Annotated in this window: 20 protein-coding genes; 5 read left to right on the top strand and 15 right to left on the bottom strand. The window is 34.6% G+C overall.

Annotation, left to right across the window (positions count from 1 at the left end; all coding sequences use genetic code 11):
• Positions 1-3: 3 nt before the first annotated feature.
• The 4 genes from CDIMF43_RS07895 to CDIMF43_RS07880 all read right to left on the bottom strand — a co-directional run bounded on the left by CDIMF43_RS07895 (position 4) and on the right by CDIMF43_RS07880 (position 2,533).
• Positions 4-945: a PhoH family protein gene (locus tag CDIMF43_RS07895; RefSeq protein ID WP_376711450.1), complete on the bottom strand. Its 942-nt coding sequence runs from the start codon at positions 943-945 to the stop codon at positions 4-6.
• 261 nt (positions 946-1,206) lie between these two features.
• The gene (locus tag CDIMF43_RS07890) at positions 1,207-1,650 is read right to left on the bottom strand and encodes a GatB/YqeY domain-containing protein (protein WP_074402809.1); all 444 of its coding nucleotides are present in this window, start codon (positions 1,648-1,650) and stop codon (positions 1,207-1,209) included.
• Positions 1,651-1,679: 29 nt separating this feature from the next.
• A complete protein-coding gene (gene rpsU / locus CDIMF43_RS07885; RefSeq protein ID WP_010053707.1) occupies positions 1,680-1,853 on the bottom strand; it encodes a 30S ribosomal protein S21 in 174 nt (57 codons plus the stop codon).
• Positions 1,854-2,107: 254 nt separating this feature from the next.
• A complete protein-coding gene (locus CDIMF43_RS07880; protein ID WP_074402810.1) occupies positions 2,108-2,533 on the bottom strand; it encodes a Fur family transcriptional regulator in 426 nt (141 codons plus the stop codon).
• 212 nt (positions 2,534-2,745) lie between these two features.
• On the opposite strand from CDIMF43_RS07880, the gene CDIMF43_RS07875 reads away from it, so the two are divergent.
• The 3 genes from CDIMF43_RS07875 to CDIMF43_RS07865 all read left to right on the top strand — a co-directional run bounded on the left by CDIMF43_RS07875 (position 2,746) and on the right by CDIMF43_RS07865 (position 5,202).
• Complete coding sequence (locus CDIMF43_RS07875; RefSeq protein WP_074402811.1) at positions 2,746-3,369, top strand: helix-turn-helix transcriptional regulator; 624 nt, start codon at positions 2,746-2,748, stop codon at positions 3,367-3,369.
• Positions 3,370-3,397: 28 nt separating this feature from the next.
• Positions 3,398-4,198 carry a pyruvate, water dikinase regulatory protein gene (locus CDIMF43_RS07870; protein WP_109841689.1) on the top strand — a complete coding sequence of 267 codons (801 nt, stop codon included), beginning with the start codon at positions 3,398-3,400 and terminating at the stop codon, positions 4,196-4,198.
• A 176-nt stretch (positions 4,199-4,374) separates the two neighbouring features.
• Complete coding sequence (locus CDIMF43_RS07865) at positions 4,375-5,202, top strand: pyruvate, water dikinase regulatory protein (protein ID WP_074402813.1); 828 nt, start codon at positions 4,375-4,377, stop codon at positions 5,200-5,202.
• Between the two features lie 47 nt (positions 5,203-5,249).
• Here CDIMF43_RS07865 and CDIMF43_RS07860 read toward each other — a convergent pair whose 3' ends face one another.
• The 3 genes from CDIMF43_RS07860 to psiE form a co-directional block, all read right to left on the bottom strand.
• Positions 5,250-6,092: a TPM domain-containing protein gene (locus tag CDIMF43_RS07860; protein WP_109841688.1), complete on the bottom strand. Its 843-nt coding sequence runs from the start codon at positions 6,090-6,092 to the stop codon at positions 5,250-5,252.
• Between the two features lie 29 nt (positions 6,093-6,121).
• Positions 6,122-6,694, bottom strand: coding sequence for a LemA family protein (locus CDIMF43_RS07855; RefSeq protein WP_109841687.1), 573 nt, complete (start codon positions 6,692-6,694; stop codon positions 6,122-6,124).
• Positions 6,695-6,808: 114 nt separating this feature from the next.
• Entirely contained in the window at positions 6,809-7,222 is a 414-nt protein-coding gene (psiE, locus tag CDIMF43_RS07850) for a phosphate-starvation-inducible protein PsiE (protein ID WP_109841686.1), read from the bottom strand.
• Between the two features lie 241 nt (positions 7,223-7,463).
• On the opposite strand from psiE, the gene CDIMF43_RS07845 reads away from it, so the two are divergent.
• Positions 7,464-8,156, top strand: a complete 693-nt coding sequence (locus CDIMF43_RS07845; RefSeq protein WP_109841685.1) for a response regulator transcription factor — start codon at positions 7,464-7,466, stop codon at positions 8,154-8,156.
• A gap of 131 nt (positions 8,157-8,287) precedes the next feature.
• Here the strand turns inward: CDIMF43_RS07845 and CDIMF43_RS07840 are convergent, their stop codons facing one another.
• The 4 genes from CDIMF43_RS07840 to CDIMF43_RS07825 form a co-directional block, all read right to left on the bottom strand.
• Complete coding sequence (locus CDIMF43_RS07840) at positions 8,288-8,956, bottom strand: DUF1129 domain-containing protein (protein WP_109841684.1); 669 nt, start codon at positions 8,954-8,956, stop codon at positions 8,288-8,290.
• Positions 8,931-9,287: a PadR family transcriptional regulator gene (locus tag CDIMF43_RS07835; RefSeq protein ID WP_074402819.1), complete on the bottom strand. Its 357-nt coding sequence runs from the start codon at positions 9,285-9,287 to the stop codon at positions 8,931-8,933. The genes CDIMF43_RS07840 and CDIMF43_RS07835 overlap by 26 nt, the downstream gene beginning before the upstream one ends.
• A gap of 201 nt (positions 9,288-9,488) precedes the next feature.
• Positions 9,489-11,363, bottom strand: a complete 1,875-nt coding sequence (locus tag CDIMF43_RS07830; RefSeq protein WP_109841683.1) for a DUF2207 domain-containing protein — start codon at positions 11,361-11,363, stop codon at positions 9,489-9,491.
• A 117-nt stretch (positions 11,364-11,480) separates the two neighbouring features.
• Positions 11,481-12,383: a deoxyribonuclease IV gene (locus CDIMF43_RS07825; RefSeq protein ID WP_074403108.1), complete on the bottom strand. Its 903-nt coding sequence runs from the start codon at positions 12,381-12,383 to the stop codon at positions 11,481-11,483.
• A gap of 185 nt (positions 12,384-12,568) precedes the next feature.
• On the opposite strand from CDIMF43_RS07825, the gene CDIMF43_RS13615 reads away from it, so the two are divergent.
• The gene (locus CDIMF43_RS13615; RefSeq protein ID WP_162532925.1) at positions 12,569-12,706 is read left to right on the top strand and encodes a hypothetical protein; all 138 of its coding nucleotides are present in this window, start codon (positions 12,569-12,571) and stop codon (positions 12,704-12,706) included.
• Positions 12,707-13,010: 304 nt separating this feature from the next.
• On the opposite strand, the gene CDIMF43_RS07820 is transcribed toward CDIMF43_RS13615, so the two are convergent.
• The 4 genes from CDIMF43_RS07820 to hisS all read right to left on the bottom strand — a co-directional run bounded on the left by CDIMF43_RS07820 (position 13,011) and on the right by hisS (position 18,108).
• Positions 13,011-13,784 (bottom strand): RDD family protein, encoded by a 774-nt coding sequence (locus CDIMF43_RS07820; protein ID WP_109841682.1) that lies wholly within the window; start codon positions 13,782-13,784, stop codon positions 13,011-13,013.
• A 1-nt stretch (position 13,785) separates the two neighbouring features.
• On the bottom strand, positions 13,786-14,823 hold the full coding sequence (gene sppA, locus CDIMF43_RS07815) for a signal peptide peptidase SppA (RefSeq protein WP_109841681.1): 1,038 nt from the start codon (positions 14,821-14,823) through the stop codon (positions 13,786-13,788).
• Positions 14,824-14,971: 148 nt separating this feature from the next.
• The gene (aspS, locus tag CDIMF43_RS07810) at positions 14,972-16,759 is read right to left on the bottom strand and encodes an aspartate--tRNA ligase (protein WP_074402823.1); all 1,788 of its coding nucleotides are present in this window, start codon (positions 16,757-16,759) and stop codon (positions 14,972-14,974) included.
• Positions 16,760-16,785: 26 nt separating this feature from the next.
• On the bottom strand, positions 16,786-18,108 hold the full coding sequence (hisS, locus tag CDIMF43_RS07805; protein WP_109841680.1) for a histidine--tRNA ligase: 1,323 nt from the start codon (positions 18,106-18,108) through the stop codon (positions 16,786-16,788).
• Positions 18,109-18,611 lie beyond the last annotated feature (503 nt).

The following is an 18,611-nucleotide window of genomic DNA, read 5'->3' as shown; positions in this document are numbered from 1 at the left end:
ATCCTATTCTTTTGTGTTTCTGCTATTTTTTAATTCATCTTTTGATTCTTTTTCATAAGCCTCAATAATACTTGCCACAACTGGATGACGCACCACATCGCTTGAATCAAATCGAACAAAACGAATGCCTTTAATTCCTTGTAACGTTTTTTCAGCATGAATCAATCCGCTATTAGCGCCCCTTGGTAAGTCTATTTGGGTCTTATCACCGTTCACAATCATTTTTGAGCCAAAACCTAGCCTTGTTAAAAACATTTTCATTTGGGCTGCTGTTGCATTTTGAGCTTCATCAAGAATGATAAAGGCATCTTCTAAAGTACGTCCACGCATATAAGCAAGTGGCGCAATTTCAATCACCCCTCGTTCCATTAAACGAGTGGTGTGTTCTGTACCAAAGACGCTATTTAACGCATCATAGATAGGTCGTAAATAAGGATCTACCTTCTCTTTTAAATCACCTGGCAAGAAACCCAAACTTTCACCGGCTTCGACAGCAGGACGAGTTAAAATAATCTTCTTAACGTCGCCATTTTTCAACGCTGAAATAGCCATCACAACGGCCAAATACGTTTTCCCTGTTCCAGCAGGTCCAATCCCAAAGACAATGTCATTTTTTTTAACTGCTTGAACATACTCTCGTTGTCCACTATTCTTAGCACGAATCGGTTTCCCACTAAAGTCTTTTCCAATCTCTTCTTCGTAGAGACTAATAAAGTATTCTAAACTACCTTTTTCAGCCATTTTCACTGCACTTAAAACATCAGCTTGTCCTACTCGAATCCCTCTTTTAATTAATTCTTGGAGTTTAATCAGAATTTCTTCAACTAATTGAATTTGGCTTTCTTCTCCTATTAATTCAATTTTTTCGCCACGACTATTAATCGTCACGTTCATTGATTCTTCTAATAATAACAAATTTTTATCATGATTGCCAAATAAGGCAATAGCTAAATCTTCATTTTTTAATTGTAGTTCTCGCGTTGCATCTTTTAGTTTGGTCAAACGTCTGACACTCCTTTAGTTTTTAGAATAGGCTTTAATGAAATGATAGCATATTTTTTCAACAAAAAGAAGTATTCCACTACCACAATAAAAGCCGTTACATGTTGATTTATTATGTAAAAAAAATCTTCCTATCTAACTGACTATGATTGTAAACAAAAAGAACACTATCAGAATTCGCACTCCAATAATGTTCTTCAAATCTTAACTTAACGATTCTTTCACAATACGATTAACCACATTTCCATCTGCAATTCCCTTAGTTTTAGGCATAACAGCACCCATTACTTTGCCAAAGTCCTTCATAGAAGAGGCTTCAACTGTTGCAATTGCTTCAGTGACTATTGCTTTAATCTCAGTTTCAGAAAGTTGTTTTGGCAAATATTTTTCAACAATCACGATCTCAGCTTCTGTTTTTTCAACTAAATCTTCTCGATCAGCATTCTTAAACTCTGCTAAAGAATCACGACGTTGTTTCATCTCACGAGCAAGAATCGTTAATTCTTCATCCTCGCTTAATTCTTTGCCTGTTTTAATTTGTTCGTTTTGTAATGAAGCTTTCAACATACGAATAACCGTCAAAGTTTCTTTATCTTTGGCTTTCATCGCTGTTTTCATGTCTTCATTTAACGTAGTTAGAAGAGACATATTATCCACCCTCATTAAAAAGCAACTGATTAGAATTTACGTTTTCTAGCAGCTTCAGATTTTTTCTTACGCTTCACACTTGGTTTTTCATAGAATTCGCGTTTGCGAGCTTCTTGCAAAGTACCTGTTTTAGATACGGTACGTTTGAAGCGACGAAGAGCATCATCAAGAGATTCGTTTTTACGAACGACTGTTTTTGACATATTAAATTCCCTCCCTCCGAGCTTATAAAAGTAACCGTTTTTCATTATGCAACTAACAATCTACTACATAAATAATAACTGTCCTTCTTCATTATATCGAATGAATAAAATTACGTCAATAAGACATTGGAAATTCTTTTAAAAAAAGTGGAATTGTTTTTAGCTTTTCGTAATGAAAAAATAATAAAACAAGGCAATTCTATTAAAAAAAGCGCACTGAGTTAGCTCTTAGAACTGACATAGCAGGCTTTATTTTATAAGAGAGAGCATTTTTCACATTTACCAAAAATTTCAAACCGATGGCTTTCAATCTCACAACCCGTTAGTTGTTCTTCAAAGAAATTCATTGGACACATATGGATTTCTTTTGTATTGCCACAAATTGTACAAATAAAATGATGATGATGTCCTTCATGAACACAGGCGAAACGAAACATTTTTTCACCATTTAGTTCGGTTTCTTCTAAAACATTTACTTCAACAAATGTATATAAATTTCGATAAATAGTATCATAACTTAAATTTGGAAAACTTTCTTTCAATCCATTTTGTACATCTTTAGCAGTCAAATAACGATTTTCATTCGCAAAAAGCAACAACATTCCTTCGCGTTTATCGGTATATTTATAACCATGATCTTTTAAAACATCTATTGCTCTTTTAACAGCTGTTTCAAGCATTTTTCTGCCTCCCATCTACATTCTTCTTGATTATTATACCCTATTTCACCCTCAATTAGCAAATTTGCTTACTTAAAAGAAGTGTGGAAATTATTTTTTTGGAATAACGCTATTTATCCGTTTATTAAATCAATTAACACGTCTTATTGATTTTATTTGTGACCTACTATATAATAAGTTGTATAAGCAACACTTAAGAATCGAGGTGCACAATGGAGCTAACAGAACGTCAAAAGAACATTATCCAGATCGTGAAAGACAGTGAACCCATTAGTGCCGATAATATTGCAAAACAACTGTGTTTATCAAAACCAACTTTACGAACAGATTTAACGATCTTAACCATGACAGGAATTCTCGATGCTAGGCCTAAAGTTGGCTATTTCTTTGCAGGTCAAAATTTTGAACCTTTGCTATTTGAGGATTTATATGAAAAAAGCATTTCCGAAATTATGGTTCCACCTGTTGTGATAAAAAAAGAGGCAACCATAAATGACGCCGTGACTATGTTGTTTATGCATGATGTTGGAACCCTGTACGTAACAGAAAATCAAGTCTTGCTTGGAATTATTTCAAGAAAAGACTTATTGCGTAGTACAATTTCCACTACCTCACTAAATCAAGTTCCAGTTGCGATGATTATGACAAGAATGCCAAATGTCGTGACCCTTCAAGAAGACGAACGAATTTTAGACGCTGGATATAAAATCATTCAACATCAAATCGATTCTCTGCCGGTTGTGAGTAAAGATAACCCCGCTTTAGTGATCGGAAAAGTTTCTAAAACAGTAGTCTTAAAACATTTTATTGATGAAGCGATACACATGAAGAAATAAGACGTACCCTCGAAGGAGTTCACTATTTATGAGCAAACAACCCATTATTTATATTTTATCTGATTCTATAGGCGAAACCGCTCAAAAAGTCGTTTCTGCCGTATTGGTTCAGTTCCCAGAACTTAAATTAACAGACATCAGACGCTATCCATTTATCGAAGATGAAAAAATGTTACTTGATATTTTAAATGAAGTATTAAAAGAAAATGGCATTATCGTGCATACTTTGGTCTCAAAAAAATTTGTACGTCTTGTAGTAGATTTTTGTAAAGAGACAGGATTATCCTATGTTGATGTGATGAGTCCGCTTACTCGTGTTCTACATGCTAAAACAGGAACGTCCCCGTTAGAAGAACCTGGTGCTCTTCATAAGTTAGACGAGCATTATTTTAGCAGAGTTTCTGCGATTGAATTTGCAGTAAAGTATGACGACGGCAAAGACCCTCGAAGCTTTTTACTAGCAGATTTTGTTTTACTGGGTGTTTCAAGAACCTCAAAAACACCTTTAAGTATGTATCTAGCAAATAATAATTTTAAAGTGGCAAATCTTCCGATTATTCCAGAAGCTGCCGTGCCAAAAGAATTGTTTGAAATAGATCCAGCCAAAATCATTGGGTTAACCAGTAGCGCTCATTCCTTGATGAAAATTCGAAAATCAAGGTTACGCACACTTGGCTTAAATGAAAATGCAAGCTATTCCAGTGAAACACGAATTGCAGAAGAACTCGCTTTTGCAAATGAACTTTATCAACAATTAGGCATTCAAGTCATTGATGTCGAACATCGTGCGATTGAAGAAACCGCCGCATTGATTTGTGCCTTAACTTAATTTGTTTGTCCCTCCACTTGGAGTACAATATATACCTCATAGACATAAAACACCTCAATTTTATGTCCTTTTATTGGACCTATTCTACCTCGGAATAGGTCTTTTCTTTTATTTTAAAGTTCGTTTGAATAAGGTATAATGAAGTATCACATTATTTTTTAACAAAGGAGTTTATTATGAGTAAAAAAGAGCAATATGTATACATTATTTCTGATTCTGTTGGAGAAACAGCCAATAAACTGATTCAAGCAGCCCTAGCACAATTTCCTGATTTAGAAGTGGATGTTTCCCGCTATCCATTTGTTCGAGGAGAAGACACTCTTATTTCAATTTTAGAAAAAGCTAAAGAAGAAAATGCGATGATTCTTCATACGTTAATCACAAACGGTTTGAGTTCTGCTGCAAATCAATTTTGTAAAGAAAATAACTTGTACTGTTTTGATTTATTAAACCCTGTGATTGAAGAAATTGAAAAACGAACAGGCGCTGTGCCTACAAAAGAAGCTGGAGCGTTACATCAACTAAACGATAATTACTTCCATCGAATCAGCGCAATTGAATTCGCTGTAAAATACGATGACGGCAAAGACCCAAAAGGTTTTCTTGAGGCTGATATTGTTCTACTAGGTGTCTCTAGAACATCAAAGACCCCCTTAAGTATGTTTTTAGCCAATAAAAATTTAAAAGTTGCGAATTTACCACTCGTGCCTGAAGCACATATTCCTGATCAATTGTGGAAAGTAAATCCGAAAAAAATCGTTGGATTAACCAATGATCCGAAAATTTTAAATTCGATTCGTCGTGAAAGAATGATTGCTTATGGTTTAAACCCAGATACTGCTTATTCTGATATGAAGCGCATTGATGATGAACTGGCGTTTGCACAAGATTTATACAATAAATTGGACTGCCTTGTTATTAATGTTTCGAATCGTTCAATTGAAGAAACTGCAGCTATTATTTTAAATACGTTACAACTAAATGATATGAGTTACGATAATTAAAAAAAGTGAGCTAAACAATAATTGTTTAGCTCGCTTTTTTTATATTTTTAGAATCCTCGACTAGAGCCTCCACCGCCAGAGCTTCCTCCGCCTCCGAAAGACCCTCCACCGCCAAAACCTCCGCCAGATGAGCCTCCGCCACCTCTGAAAATGCCGCTAGACAATCCATAAAGTAGCGCTGTACTGACATTATTTCCCCTTCGTCTACCACCAGATCCACCATTACTTCCGCCGCCTCCAAAGAAAAAGACAGCTAGAATAATAATGAATAAAATGGTCACAATAGAAAACGGAGAATCTTGACTGTCTTCTTCTTTGTAATCAGACGCATCTACTGCATAACCAGCAAAAATCGTATCGTCTTTATATCCATATTCTTTATTGACTTTCAACGCTGTTTCAGTAAAAATTTGTTTTAATGCTTCATCAAACTGATCGCTTTTTAATAACTCAATATTGCGATCCAAAATCTGCCCTGTTCCACTATCCGTTAGTGCTCCTTCTAAACCATAACCAACTTCAAATCGAATTTTACGGTCTTCTTTTGAAAATAAGATAAGGACGCCATTATCTTCTGCTTTGTTTCCAATTTTCCATTTTTCAAATAAATGAGAGGCATATTCTTCTATCGTTAAACCTTGTAAATTATTGACTGTTGCTACAACAATTTGAGGCTTTTCTTTTGTTTCTTCATAATGTTTGTTTACATCAACAATAAATTTGTTGGTGGTTTGCGATAAAATAGACGCTTCATCATACACATAAAAGGCTTTGGACGCTTCTGGATAAGTAACTGCTGCCTGACTTATTTTGGGAAACAGTATTAAACAAAATGAGGCCATTGCCATTACGAGCAAATAGAGACTTAGTTTTTTAGATCCCTTCTTCACAATCAAACAGCTCCTTTCCCATTAATCGCTTATTTCGTATCAAAGTTGACACTTGGAGCATTTTGAGCTCCTTCAACTGCTTTAAAATAAGTTTTAGAATCAAATCCGCTCATTTTAGCTACGATTGATCCTGGGAATCTTTTAACTTTATTGTTGTAAGTTTTAACAGTATCGTTGTAACGATCGCGTTCAGTTGAAATTCGATTTTCCGTTCCAGCTAATTCATCCATCAACGCTTGAACATTTTTGTCTGATTTAAGATCTGGATAATTTTCAACAACAACTAATAAACGAGACACTGCAGAATCTAATTCATTATTTGCTTGAACTTTGTCATCCGTTGTTGAAGCATTGCTTAATTTTGAACGAGCATCTGCAATCTTTCCGAAAACTTCCTTTTCTTGAGTCATGCTACCTTTAACAGAATTAACAAGATTCGGAATTAAATCATAACGACGTTGTAATTTTGACTCCACTTTTGCCCATTGAGCATCTACTTCACTTTCAGCACTAACTAACCCATTATAAGAACTTGCAAATGGGACTACTAAAATTACAACTGCAATCACAATTCCAATAACAATTTTCATCCAATTTTTCATTTTCATTCCTTCTTTCTTTTTATAGTGACACTAGAAGTAATCACTGCTAATGTTCTTAATGTTACACTATTTCTAATCAAAGTAAATCCACCCAAAGACCTATCTTTTAGCTAATTACCGCTTATCATCCAGTTTATGTCGATTGACAATTACGAGCGCGATTAATAATACGACAATTGCACACGCTAAAATCAAGGTATCCCAAGGACTGCCATGATCCGTAATAATAATACGGACAATCGCTGTAATGCCAATGTAGATAAAGTAATCCAACGGAAAATGATAATTTGATTCAAAATACTTTACTACTAATGAAATAAACTCGAAATATAAGAAAAAGACGAGGACTTCTTGGATTAAAACATAATAATCATTAAATCCAGATTTAGCAATCATCAAAAAGATATAGACCACTTCTTTTGCAATGCAGTAAGCAAGGACTAGTCCCAGGATAGACAATGAGACATTCAAGATAAATCTCAAACCTTTTGCAATTTTTAGTGTTAGCTTATTTTGTTCATGTTCCATGATGATCATCTCTTTTCTATTTAAATTTCTTAACGATCTTTCTGCTTCTATTACATAATAACCGTTTTAGGAAAAAAAAAAAAGAAAAATTTATTTCTTTAACTCAAGGAATAATATTACTTTTTTTAATTATATTCAATTAACGGAAAAAAAAGAATAAGAAAAATGTAGTATCTCCATAAAAATACTTCTAAATAAAGTATACTATAGTAAGATACTTAGAATCACTTAGGAGGCTTACATGAAAAAGATTTTAATCGTTGAAGAATTACAAAATACAACTAATCGCTTAGTAGATCAATTAAAAAAAACAGGCTATCTAGTAAAAAAAACATCCAGCAGTGATGAGTTAAAATTATTTATTGAACAAATTGAATTTGATTTAGTTTTAATAAGTTTGTCTTCCCTAGACCAAGTACAAAAAAGTCTGCATTTAATTCACAGCATTGATCAAATGCCTGTTATTGTCCTTTCTGAGTCTTGGGACAAACAATCAAAAATCAGTATATTAAAAGATGGTGCTGACGATTTTATTTCAGACCCTTCCGATATTGAACTTTCATTGACACGAATAGAAGTTGCTTTAAGAAGAACACAGCCCATTATTTTTGAAAAAAAAGAAACAATGATTCAACATAAAGATTTGATTATTTATCCTGAAAATCGTAGCTTGTATATTCAAGGTAAAGAAATTCACTTAACCAATTCTGAATTTGATATTTTGTCCTTTCTGATGTCAAATCCTAAAAAAGTTTTTACAAAAAAGGAAATTTTTTGTTATGTTTGGAAAGTTCATTCTTTTGTTGGTACTGAGGGAACAATCAATGTACATATTAGCCATTTACGTGCTAAGTTATTAAAAGCAAACCCGCAAATGACTTATATTGATACAGTTTGGGGCGTCGGTTTTAAAATGAGTGAGGATGAAGGTTAGCTAAAAAAAGAGCCTAAACGAAATGAATTGAACAGCTACTAAAGCTATTATTGCAGAGCATTTTCTCAAAAGACAATGCTCTTTTTGTCGATTCAATCAGCCAAATTTCCAGCAATAAAGAGACTCGACAACTACTTATTTAACTTTTTTAAACCTATATAACTTGCACCAACGATCGTCAAAATTCCAATAAGGATAAAATGAAATGGATTAGAAATAGTAACAATTAGATTGGGAGGCGTAACTAAATCAGTCAAAATAAAAGACCCGATAACACAACAACCAATCAATCCTAAATAAAAAGTATTCACTAGCAAACTTTTTTTAGTTGGAAAATCATTTAAATACACTTTTTTATGGATGTAGAAAAAAGTGAAATAAACAACGATAAAACTTAAAATTCCCTGCAAGAAAAAAAGAATCGGATTAAAATTGACTTTAGCCATTGAAAAATTTCCGATTAAATAAAAAAATGAACTAATCAAAAAAACATTCCCTGCTATTGTCAATTTCTTTTTAAATTTAGGTTTTTCTAGTCTCAAAATTATCAAATTTGCCATTTCTTTAGGATTTTCCTCAAAATAATCAACTGCGGTCTCGTTATTTTCTTGTGCCATTACAATATCACTTAAAATTGCATATAACAACTGCTCAACTTCCTCTTCCTCATAAAAAATGCCAGCTGTTCGAATATAAAGTAGTAATTTTTCGTAGTATGCTTTATTTTCATTAGTTAGTTGTTCTCGCAGACGATTGTTTTTTAAAAACCATTGTTTAGCATGATTTATTTCTTTGTTCATCTATAGATGTCCTTTCTGATCGTACAATTTGATTTACTTTGTTAACTAACCCCTTCCACTGGTTTTCAAATTCTTGTAAAGATAGTAGCCCCTCTTTTGTTATGAAGAAATACTTACGGTCAGGACCATCACGGGAAGGAAGGGTTTTACTTTTTATGCACTTTTGTTTCTCTAATTTTTGTAACAAAGGATAAACAGTTCCTGCAACAATAGTAGTAAAACCATAGCTTTTTAATATTTGAACAAGTTCGTATCCATAAACTTCATGATCCGCAATAATTGACAGGACACAACCTTCTAATACCCCTTTTAGTAATTGCGTTTCTTTCAAAAAAACACCCTCCTTAACCGCTAGTATGTTTTACCTACTAGTTACTTATAGTATAAAAAAAATCCACTAGTTTGTAAAGCATCCTAGTGGATAAAAATTTTGCTTTTTACTTTAAAGGCTAGCGATTGACCGTCAGAGAAAAAACAGATCAAACTTCATAAAATTTCACGAACAAAGAATCTTTTCAGGCGTGATCACTGACTAAAAAGCGCCTCCGCCTCCACCACCAAATCCTCCTGAAGAACCGCCACTAAATCCTCCGCCAGTTCCACTGGCATTACTTGAATTTGAAATCGCACTGCCCATTGCATTCGTAAAACTACTTTCAAAGGCATGATTAAAGGCACCATTGGCTCCCATATTCCAAGCAGCTCCATATAGATAATAATGCCCTACATTCATCGTTCCCAAGTCCGCTTGTGGAAATTGGACTGCTAAAGCATTAATGACTTCTTTTGAAACTCCCAATGAAATCGCATATACAAGGAAATGATCCCATAAAATTACCGAACCAACATCTGCCATTTTCAAATTGCTAACGTCTTTTAGCATCTGTTTAAACGCAGCCCATTGTTTAATCGCTGTCTCACCTTCTAAAGTACGGACTGGAAAATATCCAATCCATTGAACAAAACTAAGAATTGCTGCCACACTAACAGCTACTGCCACTATTGGATAAAAGCCATTTAACATCAACATCGTTAGTATTGTCCCTATGCCAAGTAAAACTAAGACCACTCCATAAGTCATCGCAACAGCAAGCGCTTTTTGACTGTTTGACTTGATATAGCCTAAATTAATCGACGCTTGTTTTACTTTTTGTTGCCAGTTTGAATATTTTTTCGTGAAAATTTCTGCTTTTTTAACATCTTTTTTCCCATAATCTTCAATCTGTTTTAAGGTTACTTCTTGTCCATTTCCAACTTCCTCAATCAACCATGTTTGTAAATAGCGTTCATGTTCAAGCAACTGAACGGGTTTAGGCGTTGTCACTTTTTTAATTAAGAAGGTTTTTTCACGTTTTTTATTTCGTCTTATACTTGGAATGTCAATTTCTATTTCTTCAATTGTGAGCTGACCTTTACGAACCAAATCCATGATGGTTGCCGTTAAATCCGTTGTTCGTGGCAACTGATTCGTTGTCGCGTGATACATCACCGCAGGGGTAATATCCACTGGAATGTCATACAGATGCTCTGGAACTAAAAGTGAAAATTTTTCTTTTTTAGCTATTTTTCGAACATGAAATGAACCCACAATTAAAATAATAACAGCAAGCCCCGCAAGACTGTAACTAACACCCATCACTGTTTTCCGCTTTTTATTCGCGTTTTCTGCTGCTGTTTTTTCTGAAGAAAGAATTTTATCTAATTGATTCGAGTCTACTTTATTTTGATTGTCGCTGGTGATGGATGTAGGAAAGATAACTCTGGCCTCAATAGGACTATTCGCTGGATTCTTATTACTTGTTAGCCGAACTGTGTGATTATTTTCTAATTTTACATTTCCATTCAAGGAGCCGTGTGCCCACGCTCGTAAATCGCCACTAGTTGTTCCTTCAGGTAAGTGTATCGTTACTTGAACATTATTTAGTGTGTCTTGCCACTCTTTTCCAATAACCATTTGATTTAGTTCTGCTATATCCCGATAGTTGGTTACTACGTTCCTTAAATGATACCGATAAATCACCGTTTGTTTTGCATTTGTTACTTGATTGAATACTTTAAACTTAGCGATTCCATTGTTCTTTGTCAGTTGATAGGTTTGATTTTCCCCTGAAGAATTTTCTTTGTAAGGCGCTGTTTCTTTTCCTTTAAATGGCTGTGTTCGAACTTCCACAGCTGAAATGTCTGAATCATTGCGTCTACCTGTTAAATTTAAATCATAAAAAACACCGTTAAAGGCTCCGTCAAATTGATACAAAATCCGCTCTTCATAGTTTGCACTGCCATCTTTTTGCAATTGAATGTCAACATCATATTGATCAATTGTATAGGAACGATCCGCTGCTACCTGATTTGGAAAAGCGAGCCCTATTCCAATAATGACAATAAAACCAACTAAATATTTTTTCATTTTCCCCCTCCACCTTTCATTGTCCTCTTAGTTCCATTATGACACAGATATCCTTCTTTCGGTAGCTATACTATGCTGATTCCAGTAAAAAAAGACTCTTAAAAGAGTCTTTTTACGTTAAAATCCAACTTGATTCAAAATATCTTCTAACAAATTCGGATTGAATTTTTGCTCACGGAGCATTTTAATTTCATAACCGTAAGGAGCTTTTTTGTCTTTTTTTTCTTCACCAACATAAGGCGTTTCTAGAATTTTAGCTAACTCTTTTAATTCTGGATGATGAACAATTTTATTTAAGGCGTCAAAACCGATTGTACCAAATCCAATATTGGCATGGCGATCTTTGTGGCTACCTTGTGGATTTTTTGAATCGTTGATATGCATTACTTTCAAGCGATCCAAGCCAATAATTTTATCAAATTCTACCAAAACTCCGTCAAAATCTTCACGGATATTGTAACCTGCATCATTGGTGTGGCATGTATCAAATGTGACAGATAATTTGTCATTAAGTGTCACGCCATCAATAATTCGAGCCAACTCATCAAAGGAACGTCCAATTTCAGTCCCTTTTCCTGCCATTGTTTCTAATGCAATTTGAGCGACTTGATCTTTGTGTAAGACTTCGTTAAGTCCCTTAACGATTTGGGCAAGCCCAGCATCTACCCCTGCTCCAACGTGTGCTCCTGGATGCAACGTAATTTGAGTTGCGCCTAATGCTTCTGCACGAACAATTTCTTGCCGTAAAAACTCTGTTGCAAAACCAAAATTTTCTGGTTTAATGGTATTTCCTAAATTGATGATATACGGGGCATGAACCACGATATTAGATAAGTGATGCTCCTTCATATACTCTTGACCAAGTGGAATATTCATTTCTTCAATTGGTTTTCTTCTAGTATTTTGTGGAGCTCCTGTATAAATCATAAATGTATCCGCTTGATAACTGGCTGCTTCTTCAGCTGATCCTAGCAACATTTTTTTTCCGCTCATTGAAACGTGACTTCCTAATAAAACCATTTTTTCACTTCTCCCTTTTCCCATTGTACTCTTAATCATTGTATGTGATATTTCTAAAAAGTACAAATTATTTATTTTCTTTTGCTTAATTTCAAGGTTTAAAAAAAAGGAGACTTTATTTGAGAACTGCCACTATAAATAGATACAACTATAAAAGAGCACCTCAAATTTAGAGTTGTTTTCTAATGTCAAAACATAAGTGTTATCCTGTTGAATTAAAGATTCAACTTACTAAACGCTTTCTTACTGCTGAAATTGTCACCTATAAAATTTCAGATTATCCAGATACTAAATTAGCCGTAGATACCTTAAAATCACATTGAAAAATTTCCAAAAAGAGCAATGTTGCATAATGATCGAGGTTCAACTTATACTTCAAAAAAATTTTTAAGCAACCCATAAAAAAACATTATCTGTGGATGTCCCGTAAATAGACATCCACAGATAACGCACTAATAGAATCGTTTCGTTCCTCACTAAAGTCTAAACATGCTAGAATAACAAACAAGTCTTAACGAAGTTAGCTTGTCTTTCACCAGTAGATTACCGCAAAAAAGAGGACTTAATGAGTGGCTCTTTTTAAATTGTGTCAAAAAGTAGTTGCATTCCCATTTCAAGCATACTTTTTTAATTTGCAACTGTTACTTGACTTGCCTTGACTAGGTTTTCAGTCACTACACTAGTGTCGCAAAATAAATCTGCTGCTTGCTGTTTGCGTTCATTAAAAAATAGAATTAAATATAATCCATACATAAAGAACCAAACTTGCATTAAATAGCGCCCAAAACCTTCTCTTACAATAACGGTTGCCCAACTTAAATTTTCTTCTCTAAAACAAACTACACGTATGCCAAAAATCATTTTCCCAATCGTCTGGCCATTGCTTAGTTTCGTCATTAAAATAAAATACAGCAGAAAAACTGCAAGATGTGCTAATGCATAAGGAGAGTACGGTACTGTCGATTTTTCTAATTGAAAAGCTGAAAAAATAGGATCTACTAAAATTCTTCCGATACTCCCGACTACAACTAAATCCACTAAATAAGCAAAGAATCGCAACCAAAATCCAGTGTAAAAATAACTTGGATAGCGGTGATACGGTTTTTCAGCTAACTCTTCTTCCCGCTGTTTTTCATGACTATACTGTCTTCTAATCTCACGATTTAATGCTAATTCTTTTTCTTTCATTTTTTCAGCTTCTAAATCAAAAAGAATTTCCTTCGTTCGTGAGGGTATCTCCTCTTGATCCGTCGCATTGCTTGCTTCTTCTTCGACAACAGGACGATTCAAGGATTGAGCAAATTCCTCCATTTCGATTTCCTTTTGAAAATCATTTAAATCAAAGTGTTTTGTTTCATCAATTTCTCCATCAATTTTTTTATCTAAGAAATCATTTGGCATGTTACTCACCTCCGTACAAATACATCATTTTAGGAGAATTGATTGTTCCAAATTTACTCATCATACCATCTAATTCGCTTACCACTGAACTTTTTGGTGCGATCAATTGACTTGCTTTTGAAGTGAATAAACTTGATAAACTTGGACTAGCTGCTTGATATTCAAATAATTCTGCATCTTTTAAGTTGTAATCTTTTCTCATCGCTTTAATGACATCTTCTTGGTAACCAATCTCATCTACTAAACCAGCTGCTTTGGCTTGTGCCCCATCATAAATTCGACCATCTGCTAATTCTCTCACACGAGATTCATCCATGTGACGACCTGTAGCAACAACATTTACAAAGCGACTATAAGAATCGTCAATCATTTGTTGCAAAATCGCACGATCGCCTTCTGTCATTGGACGGCTAGCGGAACCGATGTCTTTAAATTCACCACTTTTAATTGTTGTGTCACTAATGCCCAATTTTTCAAACAGTCCACTATAATTTGAACCAGACATAATCACTCCAATTGAACCTGTCAAAGTTTCATCTGTAGCAAAAATCTTTTCAGCATTTGCAGATACATAGTACCCACCGCTAGCAGCTGTATTTTTCATCGACACATAAAGGGGTTTCTTTGTTTTTTCTTTAATTTCTACTAATTTATCTTTAATTTGAGCACTTTCATACGTTCCACCACCTGGTGAATTTACAGATAAAATGATTCCTTTGATTGAGTCGTCATCTTCAATGCTTTGCAATTCATTCATAAATAATTGGTGGTCATAACTAGCTGTATTAAACAGACCCGATGCCCCATTTGATAAAATTGTTCCTTCAATCGTTAATAAGACAATTCGTTGATTGGCTTTACCCGACTCAATGACATTTTCTGAAAGTGGGTCTGTTCCGCCAAACATTGAAGATAATTCATTGATTGAATTTGTAGAACTTGCATTCTTTTTTGAAATTTCCATAACCCCAGTTGCAACAATTGATGCTACAAATAATATAGTTGCAGAAACAACTGCGATCCATCTTTTTTTATTCATTTTCTATTCCTCCCCTATTCATTTAAATTCTTATTCTCTTTATTTTGACAAATTTCAAGACACATTACAAGCTTTATCCTAAAATGTATTCTCTTAATGAAAGAAAAGCCTTGTAAGAATGTTTTCATTTCTCACAAGACTCGTTTTTTTATTCTTCTTCGGTTATTTCTTCTTCAATTCTTGTTGTTGCAATGGATAATTCATCTAATTGCATTTCGCTAACAACACTTGGTGCTGATGTTAACGGATCTGCTGCACGTCCATTTTTAGGGAATGCAATCACTTCACGAATATTCTCTTTGCCGGCTAATAACATCGCTAAGCGATCTAGACCTAGAGCAATTCCGCCGTGTGGTGGGAATCCATAGTCTAATGCTTCTAATAAGAAACCAAATTGATCTTCTGCTTCTTCTTTTGAGAATCCTAACGCTGCAAACATTTTCTCTTGCAGCTCTCTTGTATGAATACGAAGAGACCCTCCACCTAATTCATACCCATTTAAAACGATATCGTAAGCTTGTGCGTAAACTTCTCCCGGACTCGTTGTTAATTTTTCAATATCACTCTCTTTTGGCATTGTAAACGGATGATGTGCGGCTGAATAGCGGCCATTTTCTTCATCATATTCCAATAGTGGCCAATCAATGACCCAAAGAAAAGCAAATTTAGTTTCATCGATTAATTCTAACTCTTTTCCTAGTTTATTTCTCAAGGCTCCTAAAGCGTCGGCTACAATTGATTTTTTATCGGCTACAAATAATAATAAGTCACCTGGTTCTGCATTCGTTGCCGCAATTAAGCGTTCTGCGTCTTCAGTAAAGAATTTAGCGATTGGGCCTTTTAAGCCATCCTCTTCCATTTTTAGCCAAGCCAAACCTTTCGCACCGTATCTGCCAACAAATTCTCCTAAGCCATCAATGTCTTTTCTTGAGTACTTGCTAGCTGCCCCTTTGGCATTAATCGCTTTTACTTCACCACCATTTTCAATAGCTCCGCTAAAGACTTTAAAGCTAGACTCTTTTACTATCTCACTTAATTGGATTAATTCTAAATCAAAACGAATATCTGGCTTATCTGAACCATATCGGCTCATCGCTTCGTCATACCCCATTTGTGGAAGTGGCAATGTGATCTCAATGCCTTTTGTTTCTTTCATTACTTTTTTCAATAATTGTTCTGTGAACCCTTGAATTTCATCGGCTTCTAAGAAACTCGTTTCAATATCAATTTGTGTAAATTCAGGTTGTCGATCGCCACGTAAATCTTCATCTCTAAAACAGCGAACAACTTGGTAATAACGATCAAATCCAGCTCCCATCAGTAACTGTTTAAATAGTTGTGGGGATTGTGGCAATGCATAAAAATGGCCTGGATGTACTCTTGAAGGGACTAAATAATCTCTTGCACCTTCGGGAGTTGATTTCGTTAAATAGGGGGTTTCAATATCAATAAAACCAGTGTTGTCAAGATAGTTGCGAATGGATTTAGTGATTTCATGACGTAAAATAAAGCTTTTAGTCATTTCTGGGCGACGTAAGTCTAAATAACGGTATTGCATTCTTTTATCGTCTGAAACGCTGACGCCATCTTCAATGTAGAATGGGGTCGTTTTAGCTTTATTTAAAATCGTAATTTCATTTGCTTCAATTTCGAGCATTCCTGTTGCAATATTTTTGTTAATGACTGCAGCATCTCTATTTACAACTTTCCCTGTGATTTCAAGGACATATTCACTTCGAACATTTTCGGCAATTTCTAGTGCTTCTTTTGAAAAATCTGGATTGAAAACAACTTGAATAATGCCTTCGCGGTCACGCAAATCGATAAAGATTAAGCCACCTAAATCTCTACGTTTTTGCACCCAACCTTTAACTGTAATAACTTCTCCTAATAAATCTTCTGAAACTTTCCCACAATAAACTGTACGTTTTGCCATTTGAGTTGCTCCTTTTTTAGTTGGTTTTAGTCTTTGTTAAAAAATTCGTTAAATGCCGTCATATCTGTTGTTTGTAAATTATAGACTTTGTCAAAATCGCGGTAAATATTTTTTAATGACACTTTTTCTTGTTTCCCAGTTTTCATCACTTTGAAATTCACTTCGCCATTTGCAAGTTCTTCTTCTCCAATAGTAATTACAACTTTAGCACCTAATTTATCTGCTGTTTTAAATTGTGCTTTTATTTTTCGATTTAGATAGTCTCGCTCGGCTGAAAAACCTGATTCACGAATCGTTTGAACTAATTTTAAGGTTTCGATATTGGTTTCTTCTCCTAAGCCAACCACATACACATCTAACTCATCCAAATCAGGAATTTCAATTTCCTCAGCTTCTAGAGCTAACATTAACCGTTCCAAGCCCATTCCAAAACCAAATCCAGGGGTTTCAGGTCCGCCAACTTCTTCGACTAAACCGTTGTAACGTCCACCTGCACATAGCGTTGTAATAGCTCCAAAACTCTTAGCGTCACTCATAATTTCAAAAATAGTGTGATTGTAGTAATCCAAGCCACGGACCATGTTTGAATCAATTTCGTAAGGAATCTCTAACGCTTCTAATAAAGTTTTCACGGAATTAAAATAAGTTGCGGATACTTCATTTAAGAAATCTAAAATAGAAGGAGCATTTGCGACAATGTCTTTATCTTTTGGATCTTTACTATCTAATACACGTAATGGATTTTTGTGTAAGCGAACTTGTGAGTCATGGCTCAACTCATCAAAATGAGGTTCTAAAAATGCAATCAACGCCGCGCGATAGGCATCACGACTTTCTTTATCCCCTAATGTATTAATAACCAATTTAATATTTTTTAATCCTAGTTGATTGAAAATATCCATTGCCAATGCCATTGTTTCAACATCTGTTGCTGGATTATCACTACCAAATACTTCTGCACCTAATTGGTGGAATTGACGCATACGACCGCCTTGTGGACGTTCATAGCGAAACATAGGCCCCATATAATACACTTTGTATGGTTTTGCAAATTCTGGTCCAAATAATTTATTTTCAACAAATGCACGAACGATTGCTGCTGTCCCTTCTGGACGAAGGGCCATATGACGATTCTTTTTATCCATAAAGTCATACATTTCCTTGGAAACAATATCGCTGGTTTCTCCTACTCCACGTGAGAACAAATCATAACTTTCAAAAATTGGTGTTCTCATTTCATGGAATTGGTAGTCTCTCATAATCATACGTGCAATTTCTTCCACATATTGCCATTTTTTTGAATTTCCTGGTAATAAATCTGCTGTGCCTTTTGGTCTTTGAATTGCCATTTTTAAAACACTCCTTAGATAATAATTAGTTGAATAATGCTATTTGTAAAATAAAAAAAGCCCGCCCTTATTCTATATAGAATAAGGACGAGCGAAATGAATTAGACCGTGGTACCACCTTTTTTTGAAAGCAATGGATGCTTTCCTCAACGATTAACGCTCGTAAACGTAACAGCTTTGCACTGCTAACCCTCCAGAGTGTCTTTCAATCAAAATTACGGGAATCTTTTTCAGCCATCGAAGATCCTCTCTTTATACTCGCTAATTTTGTTTACTTTTTCTTTCATCAGGTAACTTATTAGATTATAACAAGATTACAAGAAACACCTCCCCTTGTCAAGAGATTATCCGCAATTTTTATAAACTATTTTGAGAATTCGCTAAATTTTTGTTATTTTTCATCTAAAAAAATTGCTAATTACTAGGAAGTATTGCTATAATTAAAGGGAAATCATTTTTTAGAATTTGATGGATTTGGATAAGTAGAAAGTAGTGGATAAATG

This window comes from Carnobacterium divergens (assembly GCF_900258435.1).
GTDB classification, from domain to species: domain Bacteria; phylum Bacillota; class Bacilli; order Lactobacillales; family Carnobacteriaceae; genus Carnobacterium; species Carnobacterium divergens_A.
This window is presented reverse-complemented; position numbering and strand designations above follow the sequence as displayed.

Excerpts from the sequence above, each read along its gene's own strand:
- aspS (WP_074402823.1), bottom strand. The coding sequence starts at position 16,759 with ATGGCAAAACGTACAGTTTATTGTGGGAAAGTTTCAGAAGATTTATTA.
- CDIMF43_RS07880 (WP_074402810.1), bottom strand. The coding sequence starts at position 2,533 with ATGCTTGAAACAGCTGTTAAAAGAGCAATAGATGTTTTAAAAGATCAT.
- hisS (WP_109841680.1), bottom strand. The coding sequence starts at position 18,108 with ATGGCAATTCAAAGACCAAAAGGCACAGCAGATTTATTACCAGGAAAT.
- CDIMF43_RS07820 (WP_109841682.1), bottom strand. The coding sequence starts at position 13,784 with ATGCCAAATGATTTCTTAGATAAAAAAATTGATGGAGAAATTGATGAA.
- CDIMF43_RS07845 (WP_109841685.1), top strand. The coding sequence starts at position 7,464 with ATGAAAAAGATTTTAATCGTTGAAGAATTACAAAATACAACTAATCGC.
- CDIMF43_RS07825 (WP_074403108.1), bottom strand. The coding sequence starts at position 12,383 with ATGGTTTTATTAGGAAGTCACGTTTCAATGAGCGGAAAAAAAATGTTG.
- CDIMF43_RS07855 (WP_109841687.1), bottom strand. The coding sequence starts at position 6,694 with ATGAAAAATTGGATGAAAATTGTTATTGGAATTGTGATTGCAGTTGTA.
- rpsU (WP_010053707.1), bottom strand. The coding sequence starts at position 1,853 with ATGTCAAAAACAGTCGTTCGTAAAAACGAATCTCTTGATGATGCTCTT.
- sppA (WP_109841681.1), bottom strand. The coding sequence starts at position 14,823 with ATGAATAAAAAAAGATGGATCGCAGTTGTTTCTGCAACTATATTATTT.
- CDIMF43_RS07840 (WP_109841684.1), bottom strand. The coding sequence starts at position 8,956 with ATGAACAAAGAAATAAATCATGCTAAACAATGGTTTTTAAAAAACAAT.
- CDIMF43_RS07830 (WP_109841683.1), bottom strand. The coding sequence starts at position 11,363 with ATGAAAAAATATTTAGTTGGTTTTATTGTCATTATTGGAATAGGGCTC.
- CDIMF43_RS07870 (WP_109841689.1), top strand. The coding sequence starts at position 3,398 with ATGAGCAAACAACCCATTATTTATATTTTATCTGATTCTATAGGCGAA.
- CDIMF43_RS07890 (WP_074402809.1), bottom strand. The coding sequence starts at position 1,650 with ATGTCTCTTCTAACTACGTTAAATGAAGACATGAAAACAGCGATGAAA.
- CDIMF43_RS07875 (WP_074402811.1), top strand. The coding sequence starts at position 2,746 with ATGGAGCTAACAGAACGTCAAAAGAACATTATCCAGATCGTGAAAGAC.
- CDIMF43_RS07865 (WP_074402813.1), top strand. The coding sequence starts at position 4,375 with ATGAGTAAAAAAGAGCAATATGTATACATTATTTCTGATTCTGTTGGA.
- psiE (WP_109841686.1), bottom strand. The coding sequence starts at position 7,222 with ATGGAACATGAACAAAATAAGCTAACACTAAAAATTGCAAAAGGTTTG.
- CDIMF43_RS13615 (WP_162532925.1), top strand. The coding sequence starts at position 12,569 with ATGTCAAAACATAAGTGTTATCCTGTTGAATTAAAGATTCAACTTACT.